This is a genomic window from Brevibacterium zhoupengii (genome assembly GCF_021117425.1).
Lineage (GTDB): Bacteria > Actinomycetota > Actinomycetes > Actinomycetales > Brevibacteriaceae > Brevibacterium > Brevibacterium zhoupengii.
Genome location: NZ_CP088298.1, coordinates 1,258,994 through 1,272,414, shown reverse-complemented (window position 1 = coordinate 1,272,414; position 13,421 = coordinate 1,258,994). Strand labels below are relative to the sequence as shown.

Sequence of the window (13,421 nt, the reverse complement as noted above, 5' to 3'; positions counted from 1 at the left end):
GCGCGGTGAAGGGCACTGGCTCCAGGAGGGTGCGCCAGGCTCAGTCGTGGAGCGGAGATCCGACGATATCGAAGTGGAATCCCCCGAACTCCCCCGACAGCATGGGACGGGCGGCCTCGATTGACGCCTGCACCTCGGGAAGCTCCAGCGAGGCCCGATGCGCCTCGGCGCTCTCCCACAGCTCGACGACGAAGACGGTGTCAGGCTGCTCATCGTTGATGCCGACCTCGTAGCTGAGACAGCCGACGCGAGACAGATGATCGCTGCGTACGGTCAGATGCGCGACCAGCGCGTCACGCTGTCCGGGGAGAACCCCAAGGGTGCCAGCATTCGCGAAGACCATGCCCTGATGATACCAGCGGGAGTGACTTGCATCACTGTCGTCCGCCAGGTTGGGTCGCCAGTGAACTGTGCCACAATTGACCCATGACGCGCACTGCTCTGGACTTCGACGAGAACTGGTTCGACGATGCCGAGTTCGCTCAGCTGCGACGGCGACTGCCCATCCCCTATGTCAATGCGATCCCCGTGCGAGTGGGCGAATCGGGAGACGTCGAGCGAATCGGCCTTCTGCTGCGAAGCCTGGACGACGGGACGCTGGGGCGAGAGGTCGTCGGCGGGCGGATCCGCTTCCATGAGAGCATCCGCTCGGCGCTGATGCGCCATGCGGAGAATGACCTCGGACCGATGGCGCTGCCGGTCATCCCGCCTGCGATCGCACCGTTCCATATCGCCGAGTACTTTCCCACCGAAGGCTCATCACTGCTCCATGACCCCCGCCAGCATGCGATCTCAATGTGTTTCATCCTCGAAGTCCGCGGCGAGTGCACACCTCGTGCGGATGCGCTGAGTCTCGATTGGCTGACACCGGAGGAGACGCTGCGCTCCGATATCGTCGGCGAGATGTGCCACGGTCAGGAGCACATCCTCCGCTACGCGCTGGCTCACATGGGCTTCGCGATCTGAAAGGTTTTTCTACACTCCGTAGAAGAACCTTGGTAGACTGAGTCCACGAGGACGGTTCTGATGACGGGGCCATCGTCCTCGTCCGGGTACAGTCGGCCCCCACGGGAGGTCTGCCATGACTGCCGAGAACCGCACCGCTGACCAGACATCGACCAACCTCGGAATCCTCGTCGGCTATGACGGCTCCGAACTCGCCGCCCGAGCCCTTGAATACGGAGCAGCCGAGGCCACTCGTCGCAACACTGCCCTCACCGTCGTCGGCGCCTATACCGTTCCCGCGATGATCTACCCGAACATCGCATCAATGCCGGAGGAGAACGAGGAGGAGGCCGCGCTGCGCGCGGTCGAGAAGCGCCTCGGCGAGGCGGCCGGACTCCTGCGAGACCACCCGGGCAGGGTCTCCTATCGGGCCGACCAGGGCGACGCGGCCGGGGTGCTGAGGGACCTGAGCTCCCACGCCCGGACAGTGGTCGTGGGAGCCAGGGGCCGGGGCGGATTCATGGGCCGACTTCTCGGCTCGGTGTCCACGGCGCTGCCCGCCCACTCCCACTGCCCGACGATCGTCGTCCCAGGCCACCGAACTGAGCCGGAGAACGCACGGGTGGTCGTCGCAGTCGACGGCTCGGACGCCGGGCGTCTGGCGCTGTTCACCGCAGCCGAGGTGGCCAACTCACGCAATGCCCCACTCAGCATCGTCTCCGTCCTCCCGGCCGGCGAAGAATGGCTCTACTGGTACCCCGAACTTGAGCTGAGCGCCGAGGTCTCCGGACGGAGGAAGAAACAGCTCGAGACTGCGCTCGAAGCCGAGGTCGCGGCTGTGGCTCAGCAGCTCCCCGAACTGCCGGTGAGTGCCGAGGTACCCATCGGCGACCCTGTCGAAGAACTCCTCGAAGCCACGAAGACCGCACAGCTGACCGTCCTCGGCACTCGCGGGCGAGGAGCAGTCAGAAGTGCACTTCTGGGTTCGGTGTCACGCGGAGTCCTCCATCATGCTGACGGCCCGGTCATGGTCGTTCCGAGCTGAGCCGAGTCTGTCGGTGCAGTCTTCGTCGTTGCAGACTGCGTCAGCGGGGGCTGCGGTGACGTTTGGACACGAGCAGCAGCACCGCCCCGACGATGATTGCAGCCACACCGAGGCCGATCGGCAGTCCGAACTGAGTGCCGGTGCGCGGCAGATCGCCGCCGTCGGCACCTGAATCTGAGTTCGCTGAGGTTGCGCCGGAGCTGGCGGCGGCAGCGGAGGCGGCAGTCGACTCCGCGCCGGCTTCCGCGCCCTCAGACTCGGTCGTGCCCCCAGACTCGGTCGTGCCGTCGGATTCGATACTGTCCGCGTCCGCTGAGGCGCTGTCCGCGTCTGCTGAAGCACCGTCGGAACTTGCCGCAGCGTCTTCAGCGTCAGCATCTGCTCCGGCGTCGGCGCCCGGCTTTGGTGCGTCATCGCCGGAGCGGGTGATCTCGACATCGTCGATCTGCTCGGACGCGGCCTGCGCCTCAGCCTGCTGCGTGCCGTCTGCTGGAACCTCGTAGGTCGTCGCGCGCAGCGCGTCGTCGCTGACCCGCACGCGGGTGAAGGCGGGGATGTCGTTGTGGACGCTCTTGGCCTCCCAGTCCAGACCCGGAACGTAATCGTAGAATTTCGAGCCCGAGGACGAGGTCAGAGTCAGGTACATCGTCTGCCCTTCTTCTTTCTCCTGCTCGAGACCGGCATCGGAGGACTCGACCTTCTTGCCTTCGGCATCCATGAGGAACGTCCGATTGTAGATGTGGTCGTGGCCGGACACCACGAGGTCGATGTCGTTGCGCGCAGCCACAGGCGGAATCGCGTCACGCAGCCGCTTCACGTCGAGATCGCTGTTGTGGGTCGCGGTCGAATAGATCGAGTGGTGGAATCCGAGAACCGTCCAGCGAGCCTGGTCCCCGTGCTCGGCCACTACCTCATCGATGAACTCAGCATGCTCGTCAGTGTCGGAGTCATTCGAATTGATATCGATGAACAGAATCCCCGAATCCATGAACCAATAGTCACCGCCGGACGCGACGAGTCCTCTTCCGCCATGGTCGCTGCTGACGTTGGGGCGGTTGAAGTGCTGCTCGTAGGACTTCGAGGCGACATCATGGTTGCCGATCGTCGTCGCCTGCGGAACCTCCTGAGTCGCTGCCGGAGCCAGGTACTGTTCGTACTGCCCCTGGTCACCTGCCGAATTCACCTGATCGCCCAGGGAGAAGAAGAACCGCGGATCCTGCGCGGTCTCCAGGCCCGAGTTCAAGGTCCTGTCCCAACCAGTCGCATCATCGGGCTGCCCGCCGCCGGCACCGACCTGCGGGTCACCGAAGACGAGGAATTCGCTGTCGCCGCCGGAACCACCCGTATCGAACTGCGCTACGGCTGAGAAGCCGTCCTCTTCGCTGCCGACCTGGTACGAGTACTCGGTGTCCGGCTCCAAGCCGGTCATGCTCGCATGATTGTAGTGGCGCTTGAGATCAGTCGAGAGACCCGAGTCGCTGGTCCCGGATCTGTGAGCGTCCTCGGGCAGAGCCGAACCCTCGAGCTCCGCGGTCTTGGCCCAGCGGACCTCCCCCTCGCCGGAGTTCTCGCTCATCCACGACAGATTGCGTGAGCTCTCATCCGCCCCGACCTGCAGCACCACATCGGAGATCGCAGACTCCTCATCCGCCTCTGGCTGCGTCGAGGGCGAGGCGGAGGACGAGTGCGTGGGCCCAGCATGCGTGAGCCCGGCATGGGCCGGGACTGGCACTGCAACGAGCGCCGCCAGCAGCGCCGAGACGGACAGAATACTCATCGGTGACCTCAGGTGTTGTGTTTTCACCCGAACATTCCTACCCGCCGGTAATGAAAGCCCCATCCCCGACGAGCGGCCGACGAGTCAACGGCAGGTGAACTTTCCGTTACGGGTACCTCTCGTCGACTGGGGTACAGTGGTCCTCACGACAGGGGAGCGCCGAAAGGGGCGCTGAGAGTGCAGATGAAGCTGCAGACCCTCGAACCTGATGCGGCTAGCACCGCCGAAGGAAGTCGAGACTCTTCTACCCCTCCTTGATATGAGGAGGCACAATGCCAGAAACGACCGCGTCGGATTCCGCTGTGAAGACCGCGCCCCACTATTCCCAAGTACCGGCGACCAAGCAGTGGCGAGTCGTCGACTACGTTGTCACCGCCGTGCTGGGAATCGGCGTCGGACTCATCTTCTGGGTCCTGGCACTGAGCTGGAAGGTCCTCGAACTCGGATTCCAGGCTTTCCCTCCCTCAATCGGACTCATCGCCGGCCTCTGGGTCCTCGCCGGACCTCTGGCCGGTGCCATCATCCGCAAACCCGGTGCCGCCCTGCTATGCGAATTGATCGCCGCCATCGTCGAGGCAGTGCTGGGCTCTCACTTCGGAGCCACCGTTCTGCTCTCAGGACTCGTCCAGGGCTTCGGCGCCGAACTCATCTTCGCGGCCTTCGGCTATCGCAGGTTCACCCTGTGGGTCACGAGCTTTGCCGGGCTGCTGGCCGCCGCGTTCATGTCCGTGAGCGAGAACATCATGTACAACGCCGAATGGCAGTTCGGCTACCAGGCAGCCTATGCCGTGTGCGCGATCATCTCCGGCATCGTCATCTCCGGCATCGGCGCCTGGTTCGCCTACCGGGCGATCGCGAAGACCGGGGCGCTGAGCGCCTTCGCCTCCGGCCGCCTGCGCTGATGGCCCTGCCGATTCGCGCCCGCGGGTTCTCGTGGCGCCATGCCGATCGTGATGAGCCCGCCATCGGTCCCCTCGATCTGGACATCGCGGCAGGTGAGAAGGTGCTTCTGCTCGGTCCGTCCGGGGCAGGCAAGACCACCCTCCTGCATGCGATCGCAGGAGTTCTGCCTGCCGAGTCAGGTGAGGCAGCTGGTCAGCTTCTCATCGGCGACCGTCCACCGGATCCGCGCCGAGGTGAGACCGGGCTAGTCCTCCAGGACCCCGATTCGCAGGTGATCTTCTCCCGGGTCGGCGATGATGTCGCCTTCGGCATGGAGAACCTGGGCCTGCCTGCCGACGTCATCGCCGCTCGCATTCCCGCCTCCCTGACGGCCATGGGCCTGGGTCTCCCCCACGACCATCCCACTGCCGCGCTGTCCGGAGGTCAGAAGCAGCGCTTGGCGCTGGCAGGAATCCACGCGATGGCACCGCAGGTGATCATCCTCGATGAGCCGACAGCCAATATCGATCCGGACTCCGCCGCCTCCGTTCGGGATGCGGTCCTCGAGACCCAGGCGGCCACCTCGGCGACGATGGTCATCGTCGAACACCGGGTCGGATTGTGGCTCGATCACGTGGACACCGTGATCGTCCTCGGCCCAGCAGGCCTGCTTGCCCAGGGTCCGCCGAGGTCGGTCTTCGATGATCCTGCGCTCGCCGAGGTGCTGGTTGAGTGTGGGATCTGGGTGCCGGGGACGGCCGGACCCTCCAACCCTGCGGTGCAGCCGAGTGCAGAACCGCTCCCCCGCGCCGACGGCGAGGTCGTGCTGAGGACTGAGTGCCTCAGTGTGGCTCGCCCCGGTGCGAAGGTTCGCGCGGCGACCGGCCTCGATCTGTCAGTTCGGTCCGGTGAGGCCCTGGGCATCGTCGGCGCCAACGGGGCCGGCAAGTCGACCTTGGCGCTGACCCTGGCCGGCCTCATCCCGGAATTCGAGGGCGAGGTGAGAGCTGCCGGCAATCTGCGAGATGGTGCCAAACATGCCCGACCCTTCCGGTGGCCCTCGGCGTTTCTGGCTCCTCGCATCGGGATGGTGTTCCAGGAACCCGAACATCAGTTCCTGCGTTCGAGTGTGACCGAGGAGCTGGCTTTGGGACCGCGACTGGCCGGATGGTCGAGTGCCGAGGTCGACGATCGCGTCGCCGAACTCCTCGAGGTGCTGGGACTTGAGAGGCTCGCCGAGGCTCACCCGCAGGGCCTCTCGGGCGGTGAGAAGCGTCGCCTGTCGGTGGCTGCCATGATGGCGCCGCGGCCGAAGGTGCTCATCGTCGACGAACCGACGTTCGGCCAGGATGCCCTGACCTGGGCCGGTCTGGTCGAGCAGTTCATCGACGTCCTTGCCCGCGGGTCCGCCGTGGTCGCGGTCAGCCACGACCATGCGTTCCTCGACGCCATCGGGGCCAGGCGGGTCGAGTTGAGTCGGAGGACGAAGGCAGGTGAGCGAATTGCGTGAGCACGCGATCGAACACACCGATTCGGCTGGGCGAGCCACAGCTGTCACTGGCACCGAGGTCGCGGTTAATGATCCCGGCCAGCTCATTCCCTTGGTGCGCACCACGGCACTGGTCAGGTGCAATCCGCTGACGAAGATCGCTGTGGCGCTCATCCTCATGGTCGGAACACTGTTGAGCATCGACATGGTCTCGGCGGGAGTCGTCCTGGGGTTCTGCCTGCTCGCACTGCCGACGACGGGGCTGGACCTGATAGCTGCACTCAAGCGTCTGTGGTTCCTGCCTCTCGGCGCACTTCTGGCGGCGTGGGGCACGGCGATTCTGGCAGAGAAGACCGGTGCGGTGGTCATCGACCTCGGTCCGATCCTGATGACGACGGGTTCTCTCGGGGCTGCGGCCGCGATCTTCCTGCGCGCTTTGGCCTTGGCGATTCCGCTCATCGTCCTGGCCTCCACCATTGATCCCCGTGACCTCGCGGATGCGCTCGTCCAGCGACTGCACCTGCCCGAGGTGGTCGTCGTCTCGGTGCTCGCGGCGAGTCGACTGCTCGGGCTGCTTGTCAGCGAGTGGCAGACCTTGGCGATGGCCAGGCGGGCCAGGGGCCTCGCCGGCGGTTCGATCGTGCAGCGCACTGGGAGTCTCTGCGCCGGCATCTTCGTGCTGCTGGTGCAGTCGATCCGACGCGGCACCACATTGGCTATGGCCATGGAGGGCAGGGCGTTCGGCCGTCCCGGACGGACCTGGCGCAGACGCTCGACCTTCGGTGCCGGGGATGGTGTGGCTGTGGCGGCGTCATTGGTCGTCTGCGTACTCGCGATCGTGGCCGCGCATGCGTTCGGTACGTGGAATCCGATCGTCGGCGGCTGAGGAACTGCCCGTCCTGCCAGCCACACGCGATCGCATGCTCAGAGCTGCCCGAGGAGCTCCTTGAGCGCGGCCCGACGCTCCTCGAGGGCCTCAGTGCTGGGCAGCTTCGACGCGGTGAGCACCAGCATCGTCCTGCCTTCGTCCTTCGGTTCGGCCGCGGCCTCGAACTTGGTTCCGTCCTCAAGGTTCGCCCGCCAGAAGGAACGCTTCTCAGTCGTCGAGGTGCGCGCTTCACCATCGAGGGCCACGCCTGCCAGCGTTCCCTCGTCGATGAGGAAGGCGAATCGGGTGATGACATCATTTCGCGTACCGGTCACGGTGCGCGAGACCGCGACGTCGAAGGTGCCGTCGGCGCGCTGGCCGGGCACACGTCTGCCGATCTCCTGCTCATAGGCCACGACCGCGCCCTGGACCCACCACCCGTGCTTCTCAACGACCCCGTCGAACTGCGGGTAGAGGGCGTCGGCGAGTTCCTTGTGACTCGCCGACGCTCCCCCAGCCGCTTCGAGCCGGGCCCGAGTGTCAGCCCAGGGTTCGCCGAGGGCCTTCTCGATCGCCTGCACATTCATCGCTTTGGTTGCCATGGGAGAAGTCTAGGCAACCCAGACCCATTTCAACAGGGTCGCCGCAATGCAGGCGATGGGAGGAAGGTGCCGATCAGTCGATCTGGAGTTCGCCCATCTCGTCCCAGCCTTCGCCGTCGATCTTGCGCGAGATGATCTTCGGCGTCGATGCCAGGTGGGGGCGCATGGCTTCGAGTCCGGCGGCGAAGTGATCGCTCTTGACGTGAGGTTCTGCCCCTTCGTCGGTGAATGCTTCGACGAGGACGAACTCGTTATCCTTCTCCAGGCTCTTGGACCATTCGAACCACAGGTTGCCCGGTTCCGACCGTGTCGCCTCGGTGAAGGTGCGCACGGCTTCGGGGAACTTCTCGACGCTCTCTGGCTTCACGTCATATTTCACAACGATGAAAATCATGCTGACATCTCCTGTGCTTATGCGAATTTCGTCGGATCGTGTCGATCCGACGAAACCAGCCAATCATGTTTCGGCCTGCGCACCAAGAGCAGCGTTCCTCTTCCCCAGGTCAGGGTGCGTCGGCGTCACGCTCGCGGGTCATCTGCGCTCACGGCTTCGACGATCATCAGAGGCTCGCTCTCGGTACCTGTGAACGGAGTGCGATCCCAGTCCTGCCAGATGTTGTGCACTCTCATGCCAGCTGCGTTGAGATCATCGCGAAGTGTGTCGAATGTTCGGAACTGCAGCCGCTGACTGACGTTGATCGCCTCATCTGCGTCGAGGAATTCATTCACGCTGTTCATGGTGATGATGCCCTCGTCATCCGGGTCCGAGACGGTCGTCGTCTCACGGAGTTGCCCAACAGCAGTCGTTCGAGTCTGGGCAGGGTTGTTCCAGTTCCTCCAGGCCCGAGCCAGCGGGTTGCGAGCCTCAAAGGCCAGCACCCCGCCCGCGCGCAGCCCTCGGCTGATGTCGCGCAGAGTCGCAATCCACGCGTCACCGAGGATGTGCATCGCGACGTTTCCGCTCATCACAATGAGGTCGCAGGCATCGGACTCGACCAGTTCGGACGTTCCGAGCCGCCATTCGACTCCGTCACCTCCGGGGCGTGCCGCAGCACGCTCGAGCATGGCCGCTGCCGGATCAATGCCGACGACGACGCGACCTGGTCCCGTCAACGTTGCAGTCAGCATCCCTGTGCCACACCCCAGGTCCGTGATTCGCGTGGCGGCAACGTCCCGGGCGAGCTCGCGAAAGTAGTCGTGATCGGGCCCATCCGGATTGTCATCGTCGTAGATGGCGGCGAGGAGCTTGTCTTCATACGCGAGATTGCTCATCGCAGTATCAAGTCACACACGCTCGGCGATGAGGACGAGGAATCCGCTGTCAGCTTCGAAGGGGTGGAGCTCCCACGTGGCCAGCTTGAGGTTGACGAGCATGCCGGTCGCCTTCACATCATCGATGAAGTCTGCGAAATCATAGCCGCGGCCGGCTCCGAAGCCGGCGACGAAGCGTCCGCCGGGCTTGAGCGTCGATTTGATGTTCGACAGTGTCTGGCGGCGTGAGGCCGGGTCGAGGAAGGACAGGACGTTGCCGGCGCAGAACGCCACGTCGATGTCGTCGATGCCTGCGCCGACGAAGTCGAATTCGGCCAGGTCACCGGTGTGCCATTCACCGCTCGGGAAGTCCTCCTCGGCGACGGAGATGAGGAACTCGTCGAGATCGACGCCGTAGACGGTGTGGCCCTCATTGATGAGCAGACCACCGGCCCGACCGGTCCCGCAGCCGGCGTCGAGGATGCGTGCCCCGCGTGGTGCCATCGCGTTGACGAACCGTGCCTCTCCCCCGATGTCGTGGCCGGAGGCAGCGAGGTTGCGCCACCGCTCGGCGTAGTTCGCGGAGTGGTCGGGGTTGGTCTCACGGATGCGGTTCCACTGATGATCGAAGCTCATGGCCCCATCCTAGGACGAAACACCTCGGCCACCACCTCGGCGACGGCGGCGACCGGATCTGCCGGGTCCGGGGACGTCAGCACGATGATCTCCCGGCCGCCCGCCTCGGCGATGGGATGCAGGTCGACGTCAGGCCCGCCCAGGGACATCATGATCGGCGTCGCCAGCGTCAGGCCGAGTCCCGTGCCGGCCAGGGCGAGCGCGACCGCGGTGTCGGTGACGATGTGGGTCTCCTTGGCGGCGATCCCCAGCGCCGAGGTGGCCAGGCGCATCGCTCGCCCGAAGAGCTCTTCGGCCGGCGGCAGGATCCAATCCGCTTCGGCCAGGTCCTGCGGTGTGAGCCGCGGTGCACCTGCGGGCACGACGATGCCGAAGTCCTCGCTGGCCACTGTCGTCCAGCTCAGGCCCCGCATGGGCGGAAGGGGCACGGCCGGGTAGTTGATTCCGATCCCCAGGTCGATGGCGCCGTCGATGACAGCTGCCGACATCGTCTCGACGTTGATCTCGCGGGCCCGGACCTCGATGTGCGGGTGCTGTCGGCCAAGGAGGCGCACGATGGACGGCAGGGCCCTGGTCGAGGCGGAGCCGAAGACCCCGAGCGTGACGATGGCCTCACTGCGGAAGTCCCTGCCCAGCATCGCCATCTCGGCCTGCTTCTGAGCGGCGAGGATGCTGCGGGCGCGCGGGAGCAGCGTTCGACCGGCCTCGGCGAGGATCATTCCTCTGCCTCGGCGAAGGAAGAGTTCGGAGCCGACGGCCCGGCGGAGGGCACTCATGTGCTGGGAGACCGCGCCGATGCTGTAGCCCAACTGCTCCGCGGCCCTGGTCATGGACCCGAGTTCGGCCACGGTGACGAATGTGCGCAGCTGCCCCAAGGTCCATCCCATGGCCACAGCCTAGCTCTTTTCACATTTCCTAAAAACAGTTTTCATGAACTCACTCTTGTCCTTAAACGTGACTGGAACCACAATGGGCAGTGAGCCGCATTCCGCCGACATCGACGTCGGCGCTCCCAGCTGTCGCGGTGACCAGCGACGGTCGCTGCGACAGGAGACGAAAGAGGTGGAAGTTGGAGAGCACATCACCGACAGCAACAGCCCCGGCGAGCGCCGAGGTGGTCATCATCGGCGCCGGAGTCATGGGGGCGTCCATCGCCTATCACCTGGCCAAACACGGTGTGAAGGACATCGTTCTCGTCGAGCGCGACGTCCCCGGCTCGGGCTCGACGTCGAAGGCCGCCGGTGGGGTGCGCTGCCAGTTCTCCGATGAGGTCAATATCGCCCTGGCCACCCGCAGCCTCGAGGTGCTGCGCAATTTCGAGGCCGAGTTCGGCGTCGACATCGATCTGGTGAGCAACGGCTACCTGTTCCTCCTCGACTCCACCGCCGATGCCGAGACCTTCGCTGCCAACGTCGCGCTCCAGCAGCGCATGGGCCTGGATTCCCGGATGCTCACCGTCGCTGAGGTGGCCGAGCTGGCCCCGTACATCGACACAGAGGGCATCGTTGCCGGGGCCTTCAATCCCGGTGATGGGCACTGCACGCCCGAGGCCGTGGTCTCCGGTTATGTCAGCGCCGCACGAGGCCTGGGTGTGCAGGTGGTCAAGAATTGCGAGGTGACCGGGTTCGAATCGTCCGAGGGTGCAGGTTCCCGCCGGGTCACCGCGGTGACCACGAGCAGGGGCAGGATCGAGTGTGCGCAGGTCGTGTGTGCCGCCGGCGCCTGGTCCGGACTCGTCGGCGAGGCGGCCGGGGTTGATCTGCCGGTCAGGCCGCTTCGCCGCGAGATCATGGTCAGCGAACCCGTGGATGAGGCGGCACTGGGCATCGACCTGGCGCGCATGCCCTTCACCATCGACTTCAGCACGAGCTTCTACGTTCACCCTGAGGGACCGGGCCTGCTCTTCGGGTGCCCGGACGAGTCCGATGTGTGGGAATTCGACGACAAACGCAACCCGGACTGGCTGCCCACTTTGGCCGAACTCATCGAAACCCGCGCTCCTGCTCTGGGCGATGTCGAGGCCAAACGCGGCTGGGCGGGACTCTACGAGATGACCCCTGACCACAATGCGCTCATCGGCCAGGCCGAGGAACTTTCCGGCTTCTTCTACGCCTGCGGGTTCTCCGGCCACGGATTCCTCATGGGACCGGCCGTCGGGGAGGTCGTCGCCGACCTCATGACCGGTCAGGTTCCCTTCGTCGATGTCTCCGGCCTGGACAAACGCCGCTTCGCCACCTCGGGACTGCGCAAGGAGCTCAACATCGTCTGACGCCCCGCACCCATTGCCATCGACAGTGACGGACACCCATCGACCGTGACTTAAGCACATCATCAGATTCCGGCTCACCAGGAGCACCAGCGAAAGGACTGCAATGACCGCATTGCCCACCGACCAGACCATCACCGACCTGCTCACCGGCGGCCTCAAGGCCTGCGGGGTCGACACCTCCGTGCTCACCGCCGGGTCCTCCGCCCCGGCGAGCCTGACTGCCTGCTCCCCCATCACCGGGCAGAGCCTGGGCACGCTGGCCGCGGACACCAAGGAATCCGCGTCGGAGAAGATCGACGCAGCCGCCGAGGCGTTCGCCTCCTGGCGAGATGTCCCTGCACCCGTGCGCGGTCAGCTGGTCCAGCGCTGGGGACAGCTCCTGGGCGAGCACAAGGAGGACCTCGCGAAGATCATCACGGTCGAGGCGGGCAAGACTCCCTCAGAGGCCGCCGGTGAGGTGCAGGAGATGATCGACATCTGCGAGTTCGCACTCGGTCAGTCCAGGCAGCTGTGGGGCAAGACTATGCCCAGTGAGCGCCCCGGCCACAGGCTGATGGAGACCTGGCATCCGCTCGGAGTCGTCGGTGTCATCTCCGCCTTCAACTTCCCCGTCGCCGTGTACTCCTGGAATACGGCCTTGGCCCTGGTCGCCGGGGACGCCGTGGTGTGGAAACCCTCAGAGAACGCGGTGCTCGCAGCCCTGGGCGCGCAGTCCCTGCTCGCCCGTGCCGCCGCCGAGGTGGGGGCTCCGGAAGGGCTCGTCCCTGTCCTCGTCGGCGGCCGGGACATCGGCGATGCGATGGTCCGCGATGAGCATGTGGCGCTGGTCTCTGCCACCGGTTCGGTGCGCATGGGTCGTGAGGTCGGTCCGGTCGTGGCCGAACGCTTCGGTCGGGTCCTGTTGGAACTCGGCGGCAACAATGGCGCGATCGTGGCTCCGAGTGCCGACATCGACCTGGCGCTGCGGGGTGTGGTGTTCGCGGCGGCGGGTACGGCTGGTCAGCGCTGCACAACCCTGCGCCGCCTCATCGTCCATGAGTCCATCGCCGATGATTTCGTGGACAAGATCGTCGCGGCCTACAAGACGCTGAGCATCGGGTCTCCCACCGAGGACGGCGTTCTGGTGGGACCGCTCATCAACGAGGGCTCCTATGAGGCGATGCAGGCGGCACTCAAGCAGGCCGAGTCCGAAGGCGGCACCGTCCTGACCGGCGGTGCTCGCGTCCTCGACGACGAACGGCCCGGTGCACACTACGTGGAGCCGGCGGTCGTGCGGATGCCTGCCCAGACCTCGGTGATGGAGTCGGAGACCTTCGCTCCGATCCTCTACGTCGTGACGTATTCCGATCTCGATGAGGCACTCGAGATTCACAACGGTGTGCCGCAGGGACTGTCCTCGGCGATCTTCACTTCGGAGCTGGCCGAGTCGGAGAAGTTCCTGTCCCGTTCCGACTGCGGCATCGCCAACGTCAACATCGGCACCTCAGGTGCGGAGATCGGCGGGGCCTTCGGTGGTGAGAAGGAGACAGGCGGCGGCCGCGAGTCCGGCACCGATTCTTGGAAGGCCTACATGCGGCAGGCCACAAACACGGTCAACTACTCCGGTGAGCTGCCGCTGGCTCAGGGCGTGGAGTTCCTCTGAAGGTGTCTTGTCAGA

Annotated in this window: 14 protein-coding genes and 1 riboswitch; of the genes, 7 read left to right on the top strand and 7 right to left on the bottom strand. The window is 65.3% G+C overall.

The genetic code is table 11. From position 1 onward, the window contains the following. Positions 1–40: 40 nt before the first annotated feature. Positions 41–343, bottom strand: coding sequence for a putative quinol monooxygenase (locus tag LQ788_RS05715; RefSeq protein ID WP_231445841.1), 303 nt, complete (start codon positions 341–343; stop codon positions 41–43). An 83-nt stretch (positions 344–426) separates the two neighbouring features. On the opposite strand from LQ788_RS05715, the gene LQ788_RS05710 reads away from it, so the two are divergent. Together LQ788_RS05710 and LQ788_RS05705 are read left to right on the top strand one after the other, a co-directional pair. Continuing rightward, on the top strand, positions 427–966 hold the full coding sequence (locus LQ788_RS05710) for a DUF4916 domain-containing protein (RefSeq protein ID WP_009882948.1): 540 nt from the start codon (positions 427–429) through the stop codon (positions 964–966). A 115-nt stretch (positions 967–1,081) separates the two neighbouring features. Then, positions 1,082–1,990: a universal stress protein gene (locus LQ788_RS05705; RefSeq protein WP_231445839.1), complete on the top strand. Its 909-nt coding sequence runs from the start codon at positions 1,082–1,084 to the stop codon at positions 1,988–1,990. A 40-nt stretch (positions 1,991–2,030) separates the two neighbouring features. Here the strand turns inward: LQ788_RS05705 and LQ788_RS05700 are convergent, their stop codons facing one another. Beyond that, positions 2,031–3,767, bottom strand: coding sequence for an FN3 domain-containing metallophosphoesterase family protein (locus tag LQ788_RS05700; RefSeq protein WP_231445837.1), 1,737 nt, complete (start codon positions 3,765–3,767; stop codon positions 2,031–2,033). A gap of 140 nt (positions 3,768–3,907) precedes the next feature. Continuing rightward, positions 3,908–4,016, top strand: a riboswitch (TPP riboswitch). Between the two features lie 23 nt (positions 4,017–4,039). Between LQ788_RS05700 and LQ788_RS05695 the strand changes: the two genes are divergently transcribed. The 3 genes from LQ788_RS05695 to LQ788_RS05685 are packed head-to-tail and all read left to right on the top strand — an operon-like array spanning position 4,040 to position 7,024. After that, entirely contained in the window at positions 4,040–4,669 is a 630-nt protein-coding gene (locus LQ788_RS05695; RefSeq protein ID WP_231445836.1) for an ECF transporter S component, read from the top strand. Further along, positions 4,669–6,159, top strand: a complete 1,491-nt coding sequence (locus LQ788_RS05690; protein ID WP_231445835.1) for an ABC transporter ATP-binding protein — start codon at positions 4,669–4,671, stop codon at positions 6,157–6,159. The genes LQ788_RS05695 and LQ788_RS05690 overlap by 1 nt, the downstream gene beginning before the upstream one ends. Beyond that, a complete protein-coding gene (locus LQ788_RS05685; RefSeq protein ID WP_231445834.1) occupies positions 6,143–7,024 on the top strand; it encodes an energy-coupling factor transporter transmembrane component T family protein in 882 nt (293 codons plus the stop codon). The genes LQ788_RS05690 and LQ788_RS05685 overlap by 17 nt, the downstream gene beginning before the upstream one ends. A gap of 38 nt (positions 7,025–7,062) precedes the next feature. Here the strand turns inward: LQ788_RS05685 and LQ788_RS05680 are convergent, their stop codons facing one another. From LQ788_RS05680 to LQ788_RS05660, 5 genes are all read right to left on the bottom strand, one after another. Next, positions 7,063–7,608: a hypothetical protein gene (locus LQ788_RS05680; protein WP_231445833.1), complete on the bottom strand. Its 546-nt coding sequence runs from the start codon at positions 7,606–7,608 to the stop codon at positions 7,063–7,065. Positions 7,609–7,681: 73 nt separating this feature from the next. Further along, positions 7,682–8,002, bottom strand: a complete 321-nt coding sequence (locus LQ788_RS05675; protein ID WP_096158394.1) for a putative quinol monooxygenase — start codon at positions 8,000–8,002, stop codon at positions 7,682–7,684. Between the two features lie 125 nt (positions 8,003–8,127). After that, the gene (locus LQ788_RS05670; RefSeq protein WP_231445832.1) at positions 8,128–8,880 is read right to left on the bottom strand and encodes a class I SAM-dependent methyltransferase; all 753 of its coding nucleotides are present in this window, start codon (positions 8,878–8,880) and stop codon (positions 8,128–8,130) included. Between the two features lie 12 nt (positions 8,881–8,892). Continuing rightward, positions 8,893–9,495 (bottom strand): class I SAM-dependent methyltransferase, encoded by a 603-nt coding sequence (locus tag LQ788_RS05665; protein ID WP_231445831.1) that lies wholly within the window; start codon positions 9,493–9,495, stop codon positions 8,893–8,895. Further along, positions 9,492–10,382 (bottom strand): LysR family transcriptional regulator, encoded by an 891-nt coding sequence (locus LQ788_RS05660; RefSeq protein ID WP_231445830.1) that lies wholly within the window; start codon positions 10,380–10,382, stop codon positions 9,492–9,494. The genes LQ788_RS05665 and LQ788_RS05660 overlap by 4 nt, the downstream gene beginning before the upstream one ends. Before the next feature lie 182 nt (positions 10,383–10,564). Between LQ788_RS05660 and LQ788_RS05655 the strand changes: the two genes are divergently transcribed. Beyond that, on the top strand, positions 10,565–11,764 hold the full coding sequence (locus LQ788_RS05655) for an NAD(P)/FAD-dependent oxidoreductase (RefSeq protein WP_231445828.1): 1,200 nt from the start codon (positions 10,565–10,567) through the stop codon (positions 11,762–11,764). Between the two features lie 103 nt (positions 11,765–11,867). Beyond that, positions 11,868–13,406 carry an L-piperidine-6-carboxylate dehydrogenase gene (gene amaB / locus LQ788_RS05650; RefSeq protein WP_231445827.1) on the top strand — a complete coding sequence of 513 codons (1,539 nt, stop codon included), beginning with the start codon at positions 11,868–11,870 and terminating at the stop codon, positions 13,404–13,406. Positions 13,407–13,421: the final 15 nt, after the last annotated feature.